The 18268-nt window shown below is 52.5% G+C and carries 15 protein-coding genes; 2 read left to right on the forward strand and 13 right to left on the reverse strand.

Annotated elements, in window-relative coordinates:
- Nucleotides 1-27: 27 nt before the first annotated feature.
- From L1X57_RS01945 to ccmA, 11 genes are all read right to left on the reverse strand, one after another.
- Nucleotides 28-2034: a cell division protein ZipA C-terminal FtsZ-binding domain-containing protein gene (locus L1X57_RS01945; RefSeq protein ID WP_009722214.1), complete on the reverse strand. Its 2007-nt coding sequence runs from the start codon at nt 2032-2034 to the stop codon at nt 28-30.
- Between the two features lie 901 nt (nt 2035-2935).
- Complete coding sequence (gene smc / locus L1X57_RS01950; protein ID WP_009722213.1) at nt 2936-6427, reverse strand: chromosome segregation protein SMC; 3492 nt, start codon at nt 6425-6427, stop codon at nt 2936-2938.
- Between the two features lie 33 nt (nt 6428-6460).
- Complete coding sequence (gene ccmI, locus L1X57_RS01955) at nt 6461-7708, reverse strand: c-type cytochrome biogenesis protein CcmI (RefSeq protein ID WP_009722212.1); 1248 nt, start codon at nt 7706-7708, stop codon at nt 6461-6463.
- Nucleotides 7705-8175 carry a cytochrome c-type biogenesis protein gene (locus L1X57_RS01960; protein WP_009722211.1) on the reverse strand — a complete coding sequence of 157 codons (471 nt, stop codon included), beginning with the start codon at nt 8173-8175 and terminating at the stop codon, nt 7705-7707. The genes ccmI and L1X57_RS01960 overlap by 4 nt, the downstream gene beginning before the upstream one ends.
- Nucleotides 8166-8693: a DsbE family thiol:disulfide interchange protein gene (locus L1X57_RS01965; RefSeq protein ID WP_009722210.1), complete on the reverse strand. Its 528-nt coding sequence runs from the start codon at nt 8691-8693 to the stop codon at nt 8166-8168. The genes L1X57_RS01960 and L1X57_RS01965 overlap by 10 nt, the downstream gene beginning before the upstream one ends.
- Nucleotides 8690-10708, reverse strand: coding sequence for a heme lyase CcmF/NrfE family subunit (locus L1X57_RS01970; RefSeq protein ID WP_009722209.1), 2019 nt, complete (start codon nt 10706-10708; stop codon nt 8690-8692). Before L1X57_RS01970 ends, L1X57_RS01965 begins: the two co-directional genes overlap by 4 nt.
- A gap of 52 nt (nt 10709-10760) precedes the next feature.
- A complete protein-coding gene (ccmE, locus tag L1X57_RS01975; protein ID WP_009722208.1) occupies nt 10761-11270 on the reverse strand; it encodes a cytochrome c maturation protein CcmE in 510 nt (169 codons plus the stop codon).
- Nucleotides 11260-11493: a heme exporter protein CcmD gene (gene ccmD / locus L1X57_RS01980; protein ID WP_009722207.1), complete on the reverse strand. Its 234-nt coding sequence runs from the start codon at nt 11491-11493 to the stop codon at nt 11260-11262. The genes ccmE and ccmD overlap by 11 nt, the downstream gene beginning before the upstream one ends.
- Nucleotides 11493-12233, reverse strand: coding sequence for a heme ABC transporter permease (locus L1X57_RS01985; RefSeq protein ID WP_009722206.1), 741 nt, complete (start codon nt 12231-12233; stop codon nt 11493-11495). The genes ccmD and L1X57_RS01985 overlap by 1 nt, the downstream gene beginning before the upstream one ends.
- Before the next feature lie 14 nt (nt 12234-12247).
- The gene (ccmB, locus tag L1X57_RS01990; RefSeq protein WP_186004639.1) at nt 12248-12946 is read right to left on the reverse strand and encodes a heme exporter protein CcmB; all 699 of its coding nucleotides are present in this window, start codon (nt 12944-12946) and stop codon (nt 12248-12250) included.
- A gap of 48 nt (nt 12947-12994) precedes the next feature.
- Nucleotides 12995-13615, reverse strand: a complete 621-nt coding sequence (gene ccmA / locus L1X57_RS01995; RefSeq protein WP_009722204.1) for a cytochrome c biogenesis heme-transporting ATPase CcmA — start codon at nt 13613-13615, stop codon at nt 12995-12997.
- Nucleotides 13616-13875: 260 nt separating this feature from the next.
- Between ccmA and L1X57_RS02000 the strand changes: the two genes are divergently transcribed.
- Both L1X57_RS02000 and L1X57_RS02005 read left to right on the forward strand, forming a co-directional pair.
- Nucleotides 13876-14286 carry a LexA family protein gene (locus tag L1X57_RS02000; RefSeq protein ID WP_009722203.1) on the forward strand — a complete coding sequence of 137 codons (411 nt, stop codon included), beginning with the start codon at nt 13876-13878 and terminating at the stop codon, nt 14284-14286.
- A 29-nt stretch (nt 14287-14315) separates the two neighbouring features.
- The gene (locus tag L1X57_RS02005) at nt 14316-14939 is read left to right on the forward strand and encodes an IMPACT family protein (RefSeq protein ID WP_009722202.1); all 624 of its coding nucleotides are present in this window, start codon (nt 14316-14318) and stop codon (nt 14937-14939) included.
- 120 nt (nt 14940-15059) lie between these two features.
- Here the strand turns inward: L1X57_RS02005 and L1X57_RS02010 are convergent, their stop codons facing one another.
- Entirely contained in the window at nt 15060-16382 is a 1323-nt protein-coding gene (locus L1X57_RS02010) for a sodium ion-translocating decarboxylase subunit beta (RefSeq protein WP_009722201.1), read from the reverse strand.
- Nucleotides 16383-16394: 12 nt separating this feature from the next.
- Complete coding sequence (oadA, locus tag L1X57_RS02015) at nt 16395-18212, reverse strand: sodium-extruding oxaloacetate decarboxylase subunit alpha (RefSeq protein WP_009722200.1); 1818 nt, start codon at nt 18210-18212, stop codon at nt 16395-16397.
- Nucleotides 18213-18268 lie beyond the last annotated feature (56 nt).

Here is an 18268-nt window from a genome sequence, read left to right on the forward strand (position 1 = left end):
AAGGCGGGTGTTGAAGCGACGCGGCGTTTAGCGTGCCTGCATATGACGATGCAGGCGATGGCGACGTTCAAACTCATGAACCCGCTGGCGCGCAAACTCTATCGTTTGCGCGGTCATCACGCTACGGTTTTCATCTTTAAGCTCACCGCCCATATGGCGTACGACAACCATTGCTGTTTCGACCATGGCTTCAAACGCCGCTGAGCTATCACTGGCACCCGGTAGCGGCATTAGGAACGTAATACCAGGGGTCACAAACTCATCCATTTCTTCAATAGGGAACGTACCAGGCTTGAGTACATTCACCATTGAAAATTGCAGTTCGCTGTCGAAGCTTTCTGTTTCGAATCGGTGAAAGACGCCCATTTCACGACTATAGCGAAGACCGCAGGCCATGATTAGTTCAAGCAGCTTACCGCCGTCAAAACCTTCAGGCTCCCGCGAAAGCACGCTGATCACCACCATTTCAGAAGCGTCGGTGAGCGTATCCCTGGCGCGCTCGCTGTTAACATCATGACGTAGCGCTTTTTCTAACGTGGGATGCGTACGCACAACATTATCCCGGTATCCCGTTTCGGGTGCGTAATCGTCATAGCCATCAACATCTTCATAACCATCAACATCGTGATAGCTATCGTCGTGCGCAGAAATCGTCGCCTCGTTATATTGCGCAGCCTCACGCTCCGCGGCAGCGGCCACCGCAGCGGCCTCACGTGCTTCAGCTTGTTCTTGTGCAATACGCGCTTTTTCGGCTTCTGCCGCCTCTTTTGCTTCGCGACGCTGCTGCGCCTCAAGCGCTTTGCGCTCGGCTTCAAGTGCTTTACGTTCTGCTTTTTGCTTGGCAAGAGCTTCCGCTCGTTTAGCTTTCTCTGCTTTCTTACGCGCTTTTTCTTTACGACGCTCAATTAAGCGACGTTTGAAGGAACGCCCAATACCTTCGAAGTCGACCAAACGATATTCATCAACCTCATCATCGTCTAGGTCTCTGTCTTCACCCGCAGTGTCTGACCGCAATTGACGACGTTTGGGAGTGTCAGAGGCATGTTGAGCAAATACGGCATCTTCAGGTTCGGCTCTCAGCGTCGGCTCTACTTCTACGCTCGGTTCAGCTGCAGTAATGGTATCTTCTGCCGTTTTTCCAACTGAAGTCTCTACACTTGATGCAATTTGCTCATCAATTCCAGCTGACGCCGCTTCCGCGCGGTTCTTAGCTTCAAGATTTGCAGTTTCTTGAGTAGCCGTCTGATGTTCTTGCTCCTCACCTACTTTCACTTTCTCAACATCTACTCTCTGATCATTGGCGTCTGATTTGTAATGCTCGGCTCGTTCAGGTACTGGCTGTGCGCCGGGGCTATCGGTGCGAAGTGCCTCAGGGCTATTTGTTTCAGGATTAAACGACTTAGGGCTAACAGGTTCAGTTGGAGATGTAGGTTCTTCGCTCGTCGTTTGGCGAGCGGCTTCTGTTTGCTGAGTTTCAGTGCTAGCGATATTGTTGGTTTTTTCGTCAGCCATAAATACGCTAGGCTCCCGGCGCTCGGGTTCAGGAATCGCAGACATGCCTAGCGTGTGCTCGACTGAAGCAGTATCTGGCTGAACGTGTGTGTGATTCGCCGACATGGAATGCCCGACAGCAGACGGCTGTTCATGTTTTCGTGGCTCATTTTTACGAGACCATGAGAAATGAGCATTAGCTTTTGATTTAGCCGAGCTGGCAGAGTTAGAAAAAGAACGGCGAAAATCAGACAGCACTTTGGAAGGCCCAGGGTGCTCTTGGCGTTCCAACTTGGGTTTTTGCCCAAGATTGCTATAGTCAGCAGGCTTAACGACCCGAGCACCACCATTAGGCAGTTCCCAGTTTATTTCCGCTTCTTTGACTTCATCATTAAATTCTTCGAATTTAGCGGCTGGCAAGTCTTTGACTGCTTGATCCAGACGGGGCACACGGCGTTGGCGTTGAAGCCTGCGCACACCGTCAACAACGATGAGCGATACCAGTGCCAGTCCTAGAATGATTAACCACTCTCTTAATTCCATGTCGAGCATTCCATGGGTCAATATACCGGTTGCAAAGGCGCTATGCCTGATGACGTAACATATCCGATGTTAGCTAACTACCATCAAGCATAGCGCGGTTGCTACGAAAAGGGCCACTTTTTGCAGATTTTCACGCTTTAACACCGCTATAGGTGGTTTTAGGCCAAATCTTGGACTATATCAACTAAGAAAAGTGCCATTTTAGCGCTAATTTATCCCGACAGGACATATCGCCACATCATTGTCTGCTTTCTATAGGGAAGATTTTCTTTCCCTCGCTCGCCCTTCACACCTAAACATGACAAGCCTACATTCAAACTCACGTAACGAAACGCCACTGCTCTGCCAAGACTGCCCTGCCAACTGCTGTTCTATCAAAATCGTTCTATCAAAAACGTTTCAACAAATGCGGCGCTATCAAAACTGTCTTCACAAGAAGCGTTGTCATAACAAACCGCATGTAATAGCTAATGAAATCATAGCATATATGTTTTAAACCATTAACTAACGCTGCACAAAGATAATAAAAGTTCACATTTCAGATTTATCCGCTTTAGATAAATGAGCTTGTTCAGCTGCGCGATTTTCTTTAGCAGGAGCAACCCCCAGCATCATGATCAACTCAGTTAACCAAAAACAAAGAAATAAAATAAACCGCTGATAAATATAGATTTTTATAATGAAAATAAAAAGAAAGAAGCGCTATAAATAGTAACTAATGAGCACAGCCTGGGATAGCTAGGCAACGTCAACTATAAAGCGGCAGGTCTCTCTATCTATTCAACACACAATCGGTCACAGGCTCGCTGAATAGCCATTTTTTCATATTTCACGAGACATTTAAGGAGTAAATTCGTTTAATTCACTGCAATAGAAGGCTCTGCATTTTCCGATAAAACACTCAATCAACCAGCGCAGCAGCCTCATCAATACCCACCGATACAAGCCTCGACACACCAGGCTCCTGCATGGTGACCCCCATTAAGCGCTCGGCGGCCTCCATCGCGATTTTATTGTGGGTGATATAGATAAACTGAACGCTTTCTGACATTTCTTTAACAAGTTTGGCATAGCGCCCTACGTTGGCATCATCCAACGGGGCATCTACCTCGTCCAGCATGCAGAAAGGCGCAGGATTCAGCTGAAAAATTGCAAAAACCAACGACAGTGCTGTTAGCGCCTTTTCACCACCCGACAATAGGTGAATGGTGCTGTTTTTCTTACCTGGCGGTCGCGCCATAATTGCCACACCGGTTTCTAGCAAATCATCCCCAGTGAGCGTTAACCAAGCAGCCCCTCCGCCAAACACCCGTGGAAATAGCGTTTGTAGGCCAGTGTTAACTTGATCGAATGTTTCTCGAAAACGCACGCGGGTTTCCTGATCGATGCGTTTAATAGCCCGCTCTAAGGTTTCCAATGCTTCCGTAAGCTCAGCGTGCTGCGCTTCCAGATAGTTACGCCGTTCGGCCTGTTGATCGTACTCTTCGATTGCCGCAAGGTTGATGGCACCTAAACGGCGAATCTTATCTGTCGTGTTTTCCAACCGTTCCTGCCAAGCAGTTTCACTGGCATCGCTAGGCAGATGCTCGGCCAGAACATCTGGGTCATGGCCCAGTTCTGCTAATTGTTCATCCTGAGTAGCCGCCTTAAGCGCCAGCGCTTGTACATCCATACGGCGCTGCTGCAACTGTTCACGACTTTGCTCCAAGTTACGCTCATGCTGCTGGCGGGCCAGCTCATCATTGCGCAGCTGCTCCGCCAATGCCTGGGCTTGCTGGCGTGTGTCATTGAGGCGGCGTTCCTGCTGCTCGCGCTGGTGTAGCAGCTCTTCTAACTCTTCGGCAGCCAACTCATCGGGCTCTACCAGCATTTCCCGCGACTCTTCTAACTCAGCAATACGTAGCGAAAGGCGCTCTTCGCTGTCGCTACTGCGACTTTGCTGGGCACGTAGGCTATCCCGTTCAGCGTTCAACCGCTCTCGCTCTAGTGCCAATGCCTGCTGACGCGCCTTCATAGGAGCATGCTGTTGATTTAACAGGTCACGCTGCTCACGCTGATGGCCGCGATGTTCAGCGCTGGTTTCACGGGCTTCGGTAGCGGCTTCCAGTTGCTCCATCGCGGCATGCCATCGAGCGCGCTGCTCTTCTAGAGTGAGCGTTAACTCCGCCTCATCCTCTTGTAGCTGAGCGAGTTCATCATCCAACTCAGTGGCGCGACTCTCTAAATGTTCCAGACGTTGGGCTAGTCGCTGCTCTTTCACTGCAAGTTGCTGAAGCACAGCCGCGTGGGCACGCTCTTGCTCGGCCTGCTGCTCGCGGGTTTGCTCTAGCGCCTCAATAGCTTCGCTCGCGGCTTCGCACTGCTCATCCAGCAACGCTAACGCGTCTTCATCCTGTGTGAGACGGGCGTCTAATTCATCAAACCGGCGGCGTGTGACCAGCAGTGCATCGACGCCTTCACCGTTAGCCTGCTGGTGCAGCCAGCCGCGCCCGCGCCACACGCCTTCCCGACTGACAACACTCTCCCCTGGCGCTAAGTCAGCTAACCGCGCATCAGCATCTTCGTTCGTTTCAGCGTAGTGAATACTTGATAACCACCCCCCTAACGCACCGGCTCCCTTCACCAACGAATCCAAGCGCTGCGCTGATGACGCAGGCCGCTCAGCTTGATCAATCAAGCACCAATCAGTGGCAAGGGCGTTAGGTAGCGCGGTTAGCTGGTTCGCAGACACTAAGCGGGCGTTTAACCACGGCGCAAGCAGCCAGGAAATCACTCGCTCCCAGCCAGGTGCCACACTAATCGCTTCACCGAGCCGTGGCGCATCGGCTAAGCCTTGAGCCACTAATGCGTCACTTAAATCAGGGTCGTGATCTGCTAGGGCAGCATCAATTAACGCCTTTAGTGACGAGAGTTCGCCTTGATGTTGAGTTAATTCGGCACGCTGGTGATCACGAGCCTGGGAGGCCTGTTGATAAGCTGTTTTGGCATCGCTATAGCGTTGCTGCCACTGGTCACGTTCGGCTTGGAAGGCTTCAGCACGTTGCTCAGCCTCTTCTCGCTGGGCTTGGCATTCAGCGTGTTCGTTACGCAATTCAGTGACATCTGCAAGTTCGCCACGCTGTTGACGGCGGCGCTGATTTTGCGCCTGCATGCGCGCAATGCGCTGCTCTAAGTCGCGTAACTGGTCTTGGCTACGGTCCGCTTCCCGACTGGCATCGCGCCAGTGATTCTCCGCATCTGCCCACTGCTGTTCGGCAGCTTCTAGGACGGGAGTCGCATCCGCTAACGTTTGCTCAAGCGTCTCTAGCTGCTCTTCAAGGGCTTCATGCTCCGGAAGCAAATCCTCCAAGCGAGCCTCTATGGCGACAAAACGCTCCTGGTCGCCTTCGCTGACCCGACGCTGTTCGTCAAGATCGCGGCGGGCCGTTGCTATATCGCTGGCCAATTGAGCTTCACGACTGCGTCGGTGCGCTTGATCTTGCTCCAGGCGGGCAATACGGGTGGTGGTTTCAAAAAACTGTTGCTGATGGCGATCCAGTACATCGGCCAGTTCATCGTGCTGTTCGCGCGCTTGTTCCAGGCGCGTTTCACACTGGCGCACGCCAAAGACATCTTTCTCTACCGCAATTTCCAGCTCGCGTACTCGGCTCTCTTGATGAGATTGCTCAGCGCGCAATGCACGTCCGCGCACTAACGCCAGCTCGCCTTTTAGGCGGTACTCCTGCTGTTTTAACTCTTGATAGCGCTTGGCTGCTTCTGCCTGACGCTTGAGACGTTCGAGCTGTTTGTCCAGTTCTTCACGGATATCATCCAGGCGTTCCAAGTTCTCCTGAGTGCGGCGCATGCGGTTTTCGGTTTCCCGGCGGCGCTCTTTGTATTTTGAAATACCGGCAGCCTCTTCAAGCGTGGCACGCAGGTCATCGGGACGTGCTTCGATTAGCCGTGAAATCATTCCCTGGCCAATAATGGCGTAAGAACGTGGGCCTAAACCGGTGCCCATAAACAGGTCGGCGATATCTCGCCGACGGCACTTTTGACCGTTAAAGAAGTAATTGGATTGGCCGTCGCGGGTGACTAAGCGTTTTACCGCAATTTCTGAGTACTGAGCGTAAACGCCGCCCATACCGCCATCGCGGTTATCGAATTTGAGCTCGATAGAAGCTTGACTGATCGGCTTACGGCCCGTGGAGCCGTTGAAAATAACATCAGCCATGGATTCGCCGCGCAGAGTTTTAGCGGAGGACTCCCCCATTACCCAGCGCACTGCATCGATGATATTGGATTTGCCACAGCCATTTGGCCCAACGATGGCAGTCATATTGCCATCGAAAGGCACCGTTACTGGATCAACAAAAGACTTGAACCCAACAAGACGAATAGAGGTTAAGCGCATTGCGACCCTTCGCAGCGGTTGTTTGCGTGGACGTTATTCAAAAACGCGGTCAATAACAACATTTGCCGCATCATCCTCACTAATCGTTCCAACGCTAACGCTCTCCAGATCACCAAAGAGATCGCCTGGCTGAGGGGTTGCCTGACCAGATTGAGAAACACGAACGACTAAGCGTGTTTCACGTACCTGTGAGATTTGCGCTTGAGGTGACATGGCTGCGGTGTCATCCAGTACGACTGTCATGGGAAGCTCTGACACCTGGGCACGAATAACAGCGAGCGGCGGCAACTCGCCCTCCATGTCGCGGGCGGTAATAAACACGCTAGCATCGTCGCTTACATTATCCATCAGCGCTTCGTCTAATGAGACGGTCACACGCACGCCTTGGCTTTGGGCGGTTTCAACCGCCGCTGTTTCTGGCGCTATACCTAAACGCTCTTGAGCAACGCGAATGCCTTCACGTAAAGAGGATGCCGTATCGGGATCTTCGATGTTTGCAACAGCGCGACGCCAGCGATCTACCGCCGTTTCATAATCACCATTATCAAACGCATGAATACCCAGCAAGCCAAGCACCGTGGGCTGGCGTGGATCTTGCGCTAGCGTCTCGTCCACTAACGACTGTACCTCGGGGGTCAGTTCGCGCCCTGCCATAAAAAATCGCAGTTGAGCAAGCTGGGCGAGCAGCGGAGGAATACGCCCTTCAATAGCAATCAACCGCTCTAACGCATCAGCTGCTTTGTCGGCCTGACCGGTTTCACGGTAAAGCGGAAACAGCGAACTCCATACATTGGGATTATTCGGTTGACGCATGGCTTCTGCTTCCATGCGCTCTAAATACATGGCCAGTGAGCCATCGGGGTCGTTTTGCACTTCTTGCTGAATAGCGTAAAGCGTTAAATCGCCTTCTGCGCCGTTTTGCTGATACCAAAATGTACTCGCTCCCACCACAGCCACCATAACCAAGGGAACAGCAAGCCTGCCTGCCGTCGCCGTCTTTAAGGGGCGCTTAGTACGGGTGGCAGTGTCTTCTAATAGGCTACGCTCTAACTCTAGGCGGTCTTCTTTAAACCGCTCTTCATCCATATCGCCACGTTCGTAAGCAGCTTCTAGCGAAGCCAAACGGCGCTTAAAAATTGCCACGTTTTGCTCATCAGCAGTATCGTTTGCTTCAAAGTGATCTAGTTGGTCACGCAGCGTTCGGGCACCGCGCATCGGCGCTATCATTAACCAAAGCGCGGGCAGTAATAGTAAAGCAATCGCAATCCACAGCGGTGTCATGAAGACCTCTCGCGGTTAATCAGGGCATCCAGGCGGGCACGCTCTTCGGCGCTAAGCGCCTTCGCTGAGGCATTACGCCGAGCGCGAACCATCATCACGACGACAATCACGCCGAGCAGCACTAACCCTATCGGTAATCCCCACAACAGGTAAGTACGGTTTTCTAAGCGCGGGTTATAAAGAATGTACTCTCCAAACCGCTGCACCATGTGGTTAACAATCTCGATATCCGATTGACCATCCTTTAGCAACTGATAAACGCGCTCACGCATATCACCGGAAATTGGCGCATCAGAATCATCAATTGCTTGGTTCTCACACAGAGGGCAGCGCATTGAAGCAGTCAGGTCGCGATAGCGCTGCTCCATAACAGGATCGTCAAACTCTCGTATCTCGATACCAGCAGCCAACGCGCTGCTGGTCAGTGCCAGCAGCGCGACGGTAAGCATTAAGCGTATTAGCGCCATTTTTCCACCTCCGGCAAAATGCGTTCACGAACGTCTTCCGGTGACACGTAGCCTTTGTGGTGGTAGCGAATGACGCCGTCAGCATCAACCAGGAAGGTTTCCGGCGCGCCGTAAACCCCCAAATCAAAGCCAAGGCTACCGTCGGGATCAAAGATATTCACTTCAAAGGGATCACCAAACTCACTCAAAAATTCCAGCCCTTTTTCGCGAGTATCTCGATAGTTAATGCCGACCATGCGAATTCCCTGATCAGCCAATTCCAGCAGCTGCGGCATTTCCTGCTTACAGGCAGGGCACCACTCGCCCCATACATTCACCAGGGTGACGTCACCAGTTAACAATGCTTGATCAACTTGGCGGTTTTCATCGCGCAGTGTTGTGGCTTCAAACGCAGGAAACTGTCTGGCCATTAACGCAGAGTCACGGTGCGAGGGGTCGCGCCCTAGCCCCTGATACAGAAATAGTGCGATCCCCAAAAAGCCAATGGGCAGCAGTAAAAGCAACAGGCGACGTGTCATACCGTAGCTTCCTTAGACATTCCAGACTCAGGCGTTGCAGAGGCTGCGTTAGCAGGCGCTTTGCGCGATACGACACGGCGGTATCGCTTATCGACTATCGCCAGAATGCCACCGAAGGCCATCAGCAACCCGCCAAGCCATAGCCAGCGTACAAACGGTTTGTATTGAACACGCATCGCATAGCTACCGTCGCCTAAATCTTCCCCCATGGCTACATAAAGGTCACGGAACAGCCCTGGGCGAAGCGCCACCTGGGTCATTGGCATACCCGTCGCAAGATAGAGACGTTTTTCTGGACGCATCACAAAGCTACGCCCAGAGTCGCCGCGCTGTACCTGAATGATGGACGTGTCTGCCAGGAAGTTGGGGCCTCGGCGATTTGTCAGCTCAGTCATGGTGAACTGATAACCGGCCACTTCAACAGTCGTGCCCGGTGACATCCGCACGTTGCGCTCGATGTTGTAATTGGAAACAACCGCCACACCGACGATGGTGACCGCAATTCCCACATGACCAAGCACCATGCCCCAGTACGCTAGCGACAGCTTACGCAGCCCGGCCATAAAGGAGCTGGCATGGCGGGTTTTGTCGAATAGATCGCGCACGATAGGCAGCACGATCCAGAGTGCCGAAATAATCCCCAAGGACACCCACAAATTCCATTCGCCGCCATATAGCAAAGGCATCGCACCGCCTAGCACTAGCGCAGCAGCGCCGGATAGCCAGAGCTTACGCCACAGCTCACTGGCATTCATACTTTTCCAGCGGGCAATGGGGCCAAGCCCCATAAACATGCACATGAGTACCGTTAACGGCACAAAAAGCGCATTAAAGTAAGGAGGCCCAACACTGATTTTGCCTAGCCCAAGAGAGTCCAAAATTAGCGGATAGACCGTCCCTAACAGCACGGTGACCGTCATAATGACCAGTAGAATATTATTGACCAACAACAATGAGTCACGGGATAACCAATTAAACCCGACTTTATGGCTCACACGAGGGGCGCGCAGTGCAAATACCAGCAGTGACAACGTCACAGTAATTGCCAGCAGCATCAAGATAAAGAAGCCGCGAGAAGGGTCATTAGCAAACGCGTGCACTGAAGTTAGTACACCAGAGCGCACTAGGAACGTGCCCATTAGTGACAGCGAGAAGGTTGAAATAGCCAGCAGCACCGTCCAGCTTTTAAAAGAGCCGCGCTTTTCTGTGACCGCCAACGAGTGCACCAGCGCCGTTCCTGTTAACCAGGGCAGCAATGAGGCGTTTTCGACCGGGTCCCAGAACCACCAACCGCCCCAGCCAAGCTCGTAATAAGCCCACCAACTACCAAGTGCAATGCCTACGGTAAGAAATGCCCAGGCCACATTAGTCCAGGGGCGCGCCCAGCGGGTCCAGGCAGCGTCTAAACGCCCACCCAGCAGTGCGGCAATCGCAAATGCAAATACCACTGAGAAACCCACATACCCCATGTAGAGCATGGGAGGATGTACAACCAACCCGAAGTCCTGCAGCAGCGGATTAAGATCGGCCCCGTCTTGAGGCATGTTCGGCAATAGTCGCTCGAATGGGTTGGAAGTCATCAAGATAAACAGCAGGAAGCCAACGCAGACCATTCCCATGATGCCTTGCACACGTGCCACCATGTCGCGAGGCAAATCGCCGGAGAACACTGAAGCGGCATAACCCCAGCCAGCCAACATCAAGCTCCACAGCAATACCGACCCTTCATGGTTTCCCCATACGGCACTAAACTTGTAGTACCAGGGCAGCAGTGAGTTTGAATTATTGGCGACATTCGCCACGCTGAAGTCGTCCAGCATGTAACTGGCCGTTAGGCACAAATAGGCAATGGCAACAAAGAAGAACTGCCCTGTTGCCATAGGCTTGCCATAAGCCATCCATAACGGGCGACGAGTAGCTGCACCTGCGAGCGGCATCACAGCTTGAATCACGGCCATCAACAGGGCAATGACCAGAGCAAAGTGGCCGATTTCAGGAATCATTTTGATGAACATGAGCGCTCCAAATTAGCATTGGGCATAACCGTCTGTTTGACACGATAAGACATTAATAATCGCTTGCTTTGGGGGTGCCTTCCTGCTCCAAACGCTTACCCACTTCGGCCGCTTTTGCCTGAAAATCTGCCGGAGAGTAACCTGCTTCTTCCAATGCTTGCGCCACCTCAGGCGGCATATAATTTTCATCGTGGCGAGCTAAGACTTTATCGGCATATAAGCGCCCATCTGCCTGTAGCTCACCTACTACGACCACGCCCTGCCCCTCACGGAAGAGGTCCGGCAGAATCCCGCTGTAATAGACGTTTAAGTCATCGACGTAATCCGTCACGGTAAATTCAACATCAAGGCTTTCGGGGTCTCGCGACACCGAGCCCTCTTTAACCATTCCACCCGCGCGAATCTGGCGCTCCATAGGCGCATCGCCCTGAGCAATTTGTACTGGGCTAAAAAATAAATTGATATTGGAGCGCAGCGCATAAAGGGTTAGCCCCACCGCTATCGCGGTTAATGAAACCAACCCTAAAATAACGAACAGCTTCTGTTTACGTTTAGGCGTCATTACGAACGTCCCTTTGAGCAGAGTTAACCGGTACTTGCGCGGACTGGGAGTGAGCGTTTTGGCGGCGCACGCGGCGCTTTACGCCTTTCAGAAGTTGGCTGCGCTCTTGGCGCGCATGCCAAACTATTACCAGCATCAACAACGCAGTAATGCCCCAAGCAGCCCAAACATAGAGCCAGTGACCACCCATGGCAAAAAATTCATTGAGCGAGGAAAAAGCCATTATCTCACCTCCTCTACTAACTCTTGCACCCAGCGCTTATTGGTTTCACGACGCAGTATCTCGCTGCGTGTACGCATCAGGGTCAACGCAATAAAAAAGCAGTAGAAACCCAGCACCATAATGAGCAGTGGTGCCCACATTTCCATGGGCATTGCCGAGCGTCCGGTAATCGTAAACGAGGCAGGCTGGTGCAGGGTATACCACCAGTCCACTGAATATTTGATGATCGGAATATTAATCACGCCCACCATCGCTAGCACTGATGCTGCTCGCGAGCCGCTATCGCGGCTATTGAAAGCGCCGCGTAGTGCAATGACACCTAAATACAAAAACAGCAAAATCAGCATGGACGTTAAGCGCGCGTCCCACATCCACCAAGTTCCCCAGGTAGGAACTCCCCATACCGCGCCTGAAAAAAGCGCTACAAAGGTCATAACAGCGCCCAAGGGTGCCATCACTGTAGCTGCCATATCGGCTACTTTGATTTTCCAGACCATGAATACCAAGCCTGAAATCGCCATCGATACAAAAATGGATTGCGCTAAAAAAGCGGCAGGAACGTGGACATAGATAATGCGAAAGCTATTGCCCTGTTGGTAGTCCGCGGGAGCAAATGCCAGCCCCCAGACGGTTCCCACCAGCAGCAAGAGCACCGCCGCTGCCCAGAACCAGGGCTGCAGCTTGGCGCTAATCGAGTAGAACCACTTGGGTGATCTCAGTTTATTTATAAAGGCCCACATGGTGTTTTCGTCCTTTAACCGTTGATGCTGATGCGTAGCGATGCGGCGATAGCCCAGGGTGCTAGCATTAACGAAATCGCTAAAAGTGCGCCTAAAATAGCAAGATGTGCCGCGATACCATCGCCTAAAATGGCGGCTTGTACGGCGCCCGCGCCAAAAATAAGAACCGGAATATAGAGCGGCAACACCAGCAGGGACAGCAATACACCACCTCGAGCCAACCCGACGGTAAGCGCCGCGCCAATCGCACCAATCAAGCTGAGACTTGCGGTTCCCAATGCCAGCGAGATCGCTAAAACCACGTAACTACCAGCAGGAAGTGCCAACATGATACCTAAAATCGGCGCCATTAGTGCCAAAGGTAGTCCTGTCAGCAACCAGTGAACGGCAACTTTAGCAAGGCTAAGAGCCGCCAGCGGCTGAGGGGCTAGCAGTAGCTGCTCCAAACTGCCGTCGTCATAGTCACTCCGGAAAAGACTATCCAGAGAAAGCAGTGCCGCCAGCAACGCCGCCACCCACAACAGCCCAGGCGCTATTTCCGCTAGCAGCTGGGGATCAGGTGAAATACCGATCGGAAAGAGCGTTATCACCAAGGCAAAGAACACCAGTGGGTTAAGCACTTCACCACGACGGCGTAGCAAAAGCGTTAGATCTCGCTTAAAAGTGGCACTAATGGCAACCATGAGCCCACCAGAAGGCGCATGCATCGACATTTCTGGGATGCCGGTCGTGGCGTGTGAGCTTGGCAACGCTGTCTCCTTCTACCCCAGTTGAACGCGCCTAAGCACGGATGATGCGGTTAACTCATGATGTGTCGTCACTAATACACAGCCTCCCGCGTTGGCATGTGCAACAAGCTGCGCTTCTAATGCTGCCACTCCATGGCGGTCAATTGCTGTAAAAGGCTCATCCAGGACCCACAATGCCCGCTGGGTGAGCGTCAACCTAGCAAGGGCCACTCGCCGCTGCTGGCCTGCGGAAAGCTGGCCTGCAGGCACATCTTCAAAGCCGCTAAGCCCTACCTGCGCCAGTGCTTCTTCACGCTGATAATCATCTCCCTTTTCACCGCTAAGCGCTTGGTACCACGCCAGGTTTTCCAGCGGAGAAAGGCCTGCTTTTACGCCAGGGGCATGTCCTAAATAGAGTAGATTGGCGAGAAAATGTTCACGCACCTCGCGCATTGAGTCGCCATTCCAATAAATGTCGCCATGGTAGTCGCTCAATTGGCCTGAGAGAATTTTCAACAACGTGGTTTTGCCGCTCCCGTTAGGGCCTTCGATGCGGACAATTTCGCCACGCTGAATATCAAGGTCTAGCCCCTCAAACAGCCAGCGGTCATCGCGCTCACAGGCTAGCTGTCGGGCTTGCAGGCAGAGGCTCAATGATATCTCCAGGCACGTAGATTTTGCGTCGAACTCTACACGGAAAGCCCCTTTCCCGCCAGTCGCTCTCTGCGGTCTGGGGTCGCAGCACGACCCTACCAATCTTCGCTTAAGAACAATGAATAATGCACAACACTAGCACTGTATGCAAAAACAGGCCTATACTACGAACACTGTATGAAAAAACACTACCGATTATAAACACAGCAATCTGCTCAATTACACGCCTAGGGAGCGGGCGCTGCATTGGAGAAAACAGCATGACGATGACAATGCCAACACCCTTGAACGTAACTCAACAAGCGCCGCTTCAAGCACCGCCTCAAACGACACCGAATACCGGTCGCCCTGTTTATTCGGCACCTCGTGTAACGCGGCGCAACACCTATGCGCTTCGCGTGCGCGGCAACAGAATGCGCGAATGCAATCTATTTGATGGCGATGTCATTATTATTCGCCGTTATCAGCAAGGTAGCCATCAAGAAACCGCTATCGCGACGATTAATCAGCGAGAGGTTGCGCTAAAACAACTTTCTATTAGCCGGCTTGGCGTTCACTTATGGCCTGAAGATACAGCGATGCCTGCTGTTTTCCTGCATAATTGTGATATTCAGGTGCTGGGAATGGTCATGGGCGTAGAACATGGCGCCAGTAACACTCGGCACCATTAATTCGCCGCTCATCCGTTAGGGAGTATCGATTGCGTTACCGAGTCCCAGACTTAGCACCCGCCGCATGGCATACCGCTGAAATTGAGGTTGAAAAAAGTCGCTTCCTCACTTGGATATGTCATGCACCCAACACTGCGGACTACCATGCATTGCTGCAGGCAGCTAAGAGCGCTCACCCCAATGCAAGCCATCACTGCACTGCCTTTATTGCAGGCCCTCCCGGAGAGCAAACGCACATAGGTTTCTCTGATGATGGCGAACCCGGTGGCACCGCAGGTAGGCCCATGTATCAAGCCTTGCTCGGTAGTCAGATGGGGGAAATAGGCTGCGTGGTGATTCGCTACTTTGGCGGCACCAAGCTGGGCACTGGCGGACTTGCCCGGGCTTACGCCCAGTCAGTTAACGCTGGGATTGAAACATTACCCACGCGAGAAGTCGTCGAACGAGATAATTACCTGCTTCGCGTTAACTTTGCCCATGAGGCAGTAGCGCGTGCCTGGTGTGACGAGCAGAAAATCCCCGTCCAACAAGCCGATTATGATGGCGGTGGCGTATGCCTCACGATTGGCTGGCCAAGGGATGACACCCTAAACCTCACCACGCTTGAAAACCGGCTAAAAACTGCCCTCGATATTCAAAAAGTGGCACCGTAATAAAGTCATCAATATACCCTACAAAAAAACGCGACTTACGCGAGCAATTGCTCGGTAAGCCGCGTTTTAGACGCTAACCATTACATAGCGATAGCTGCGCAATAGCACTACTAGCGTGTATTAGCCTAAATATTTAATCATCACACCCGCCGCGACAGCAGAACCAATAACACCTGCCACATTGGGGCCCATGGCATGCATCAGCAGGAAGTTATGCGGGTTCGACTCCAAGCCAACCTTATTAGCCACTCGCGCGGCCATCGGCACCGCCGAAACACCAGCAGCACCAATCAGCGGGTTAATCGGCATTTTGCTGACTAGGTTCATCAGCTTGGCCATCAATACGCCTGCAGCCGTGCCAATACCGAACGCCACAATACCCAGGCCTAAGATGCCCAGCGTCTCAAACGTCAGAAAGCTTTCTGCCATCAGCTTTGAGCCTACCGATAGCCCTAGGATAATCGTCACGATATTGATCAGCGCGTTTTGCGCAGTATCCGATAAGCGCTCAACCACACCACACTCACGCATCAAATTACCAAAGCAGAACATCCCTAACAGAGGCGCTGCATCAGGCAAGAAAAGTGCGACCAGAATCAACAACACTAGCGGGAAAACAACCTTTTCCAGCTTGGATACCGGCCGCAGCTGCGTCATCTTAATTTGACGCTCTTTTTGAGTGGTCAGCAGGCGCATGATCGGCGGCTGAATCAGTGGTACAAGCGCCATGTAGGCGTACGCCGCCACTGCAATAGCGCCAAGCAATTCAGGGGCTAACACGCTCGATACGTAAATAGACGTCGGGCCGTCAGCACCACCGATAATACCAATTGCCGCAGCCTGATTAAGGGAAAAGTCCATCACCCCTATCGACGACAGTGCAACAGCACCAAACAGCGTGGCAAAAATACCAAACTGAGCAGCCGCCCCTAAAAAGAGCGTGCGCGGGTTAGCCAATAATGGGCCGAAGTCGGTCATTGCCCCCACGCCCATAAAGATAATCAGCGGGGCAATGCCGGAGGCAATCGCTACGTTATAGAAGCTATAAAGCATGCCATCGCCATAACCAACGTTCATGGCGATATCCTTCGCTGCGCGCAACTGATCTGGGGCAGCAGCATCGTGGGCAATCGCTTTTAGCGACTCCCGCCAGGCTTCCACACCGCTTAATGGATCAAGGGTGGCGCCCAGTACGGAGGCTATCTGTTGAAGTACCGCGGGTTTTGCTACTTCAATCGCCTGATCAAGCGCTGAAATTGCCAAGCCCGCCTCAGGAATATTGGCAAGAATACCGCCAAACCCAATCGGCACCAGCAGCAGCGGCTCAAACTTCTTGTAGATGGCAAGGTAAAGCAGCCCCAGCCCTACCAAAATCATGACCGCCTGACCAAGTTCGAGGTTATAAAGCCCCGAGCCTTCCCATAAGGTGATTAACTTATCCATTCCCGAATGCCCTTAAAGCTCGATCAGCGAATCGCCGACGGTGACGCTGTCACCCTCGCTGACGTTAACTTTCGATACGGTACCGGCACTGCTGGCGCGCACTTCGGTTTCCATTTTCATGGCTTCCAAAATTATCACCACATCGCCTTCCGCTACTTGGTCGCCTGGGCGCACATTGACCTTGAAGATATTGCCCGCCAGTGGCGCATCAATACTGTCGCCGCTGCTTTCGACCTCGGCGCTGGGCGCTGGCTCTTTTGAGGCACCCGCGGCCTGCTCTTTCACCTCACCGATGTCGCCTCCTTCTGAGACTTCCACCACAAACGCTTTTCCGTTGAGTTTAACGGTGTAGGTTTCCGGGCCACTCGAGACCACAGGCGCTTTACTTTCGGCTTTTGCCGGTACATTAGCGCTTTTCGTCTCAGCCGCTTGGGGGACGGGCTCAAAGGCATCCGGGTTGTCACGGTTTTTCAGGAATTTCAGACCAATTTGCGGGAACAGCGCATACGTTAGTACGTCGTCTATCTCCTGTTCGCCCTCAGCAATACGAATACTGTCTGCACTGGCCTTCTCTTTAAGCTCGGTAGCGAGCCTATCCATTTCTGGCGATAGGTTATCTGCTGGGCGGCAGGTGATCGGTTCACCGCCTTCGAGCACGCGTTTTTGCAGCTCTGCGTTAAATGGCGCAGGCGCAGAGCCGTATTCACCTTTTAATAGTGCCTGAACTTCTTTGGAGATGGACTTGTAGCGCTCGCCCATCATGACGTTCATCACTGCCTGAGTACCAACAATCTGGGAAGTTGGCGTCACCAGCGGAATAAAGCCAAGGTCCTCACGTACGCGAGGAATTTCACTCAACACGTCGTCGAGTTTATCACCGGCACCCTGTTCTTTTAGCTGGCCTTCCATGTTGGTGAGCATGCCGCCAGGCACCTGAGCGATCAGAATACGTGAATCAATGCCACGCAACGAACCTTCGAACGCCGCATACTTTTTGCGCACTTCACGGAAATAACTGGCGATATCTTCCAGCAATTCCAGGTCAAGACCGGTATCGCGGTCGGTATCTTTGAGCATGGCCACGACAGATTCGGTCGGGCTATGGCCGTAAGTCATGGACATGGAAGAAATCGCGGTATCGACATTATCGACCCCCGCTTCGACGGCTTTCAAAATTGTCGAGGTCGACAAACCGGTAGTGGCATGACAATGCAGGTGAACGGGAATAGACAGTTCTTTTTTCAGCCGCGAGACAAGATCATAGGCGATATAAGGCGTCAGGAGCCCCGCCATATCCTTGATAGCCAGCGAGTCTGCCCCCATTGCGGCAATGGTTTTAGCGAGCTCTACCCAGCTATCCAGGGTATGTACCGGGCTAACCGTATAGGAAATAGTGCCTTGTGCATGTCCACCTACTTGGCGAACCGCTTTGATGGCACGCTCAAGATTGCGCGGGTCGTTCATCGCGTCAAATACGCGGAACACATCAACCCCATTGGTCTTGGCGCGTTCAACAAACTTATCAACCACGTCATCGGCGTAGTGGCGATAGCCTAATAAGTTTTGGCCACGCAACAACATCGCTTGAGGTGTATTCGGCATAGCCTCTTTTAATGCCCGAATACGCTCCCAAGGGTCTTCACCCAAATAGCGAATGCACGAATCAAACGTTGCCCCACCCCAGGTCTCTAATGACCAATAGCCGACGTTGTCGAGTTTTTCGGCAATCGGCAGCATGTCATCAAGACGCATACGAGTGGCAAACAGCGATTGATGGGCATCGCGAAGAACAACATCAGTGATCCCCAGAGGACGTTTTGTTTCATTCATGGTCGTGGCTCACAGTTTTTACGTTATGGATTTGTAGTAAATTTAACAAAAAAATT

The sequence above is a fragment of the Halomonas sp. TD01 genome (assembly GCF_923868895.1).
In the GTDB taxonomy this organism is placed as follows: domain Bacteria; phylum Pseudomonadota; class Gammaproteobacteria; order Pseudomonadales; family Halomonadaceae; genus Vreelandella.

Excerpts from the sequence above, each read along its gene's own strand:
- L1X57_RS01945 (WP_009722214.1), bottom strand. The coding sequence starts at position 2,034 with ATGGAATTAAGAGAGTGGTTAATCATTCTAGGACTGGCACTGGTATCG.
- smc (WP_009722213.1), bottom strand. The coding sequence starts at position 6,427 with ATGCGCTTAACCTCTATTCGTCTTGTTGGGTTCAAGTCTTTTGTTGAT.
- ccmI (WP_009722212.1), bottom strand. The coding sequence starts at position 7,708 with ATGACACCGCTGTGGATTGCGATTGCTTTACTATTACTGCCCGCGCTT.
- L1X57_RS01960 (WP_009722211.1), bottom strand. The coding sequence starts at position 8,175 with ATGGCGCTAATACGCTTAATGCTTACCGTCGCGCTGCTGGCACTGACC.
- L1X57_RS01965 (WP_009722210.1), bottom strand. The coding sequence starts at position 8,693 with ATGACACGTCGCCTGTTGCTTTTACTGCTGCCCATTGGCTTTTTGGGG.
- L1X57_RS01970 (WP_009722209.1), bottom strand. The coding sequence starts at position 10,708 with ATGTTCATCAAAATGATTCCTGAAATCGGCCACTTTGCTCTGGTCATT.
- ccmE (WP_009722208.1), bottom strand. The coding sequence starts at position 11,270 with ATGACGCCTAAACGTAAACAGAAGCTGTTCGTTATTTTAGGGTTGGTT.
- ccmD (WP_009722207.1), bottom strand. The coding sequence starts at position 11,493 with ATGGCTTTTTCCTCGCTCAATGAATTTTTTGCCATGGGTGGTCACTGG.
- L1X57_RS01985 (WP_009722206.1), bottom strand. The coding sequence starts at position 12,233 with ATGTGGGCCTTTATAAATAAACTGAGATCACCCAAGTGGTTCTACTCG.
- ccmB (WP_186004639.1), bottom strand. The coding sequence starts at position 12,946 with ATGTCGATGCATGCGCCTTCTGGTGGGCTCATGGTTGCCATTAGTGCC.
- L1X57_RS02000 (WP_009722203.1), top strand. The coding sequence starts at position 13,876 with ATGACGATGACAATGCCAACACCCTTGAACGTAACTCAACAAGCGCCG.
- L1X57_RS02010 (WP_009722201.1), bottom strand. The coding sequence starts at position 16,382 with ATGGATAAGTTAATCACCTTATGGGAAGGCTCGGGGCTTTATAACCTC.
- oadA (WP_009722200.1), bottom strand. The coding sequence starts at position 18,212 with ATGAATGAAACAAAACGTCCTCTGGGGATCACTGATGTTGTTCTTCGC.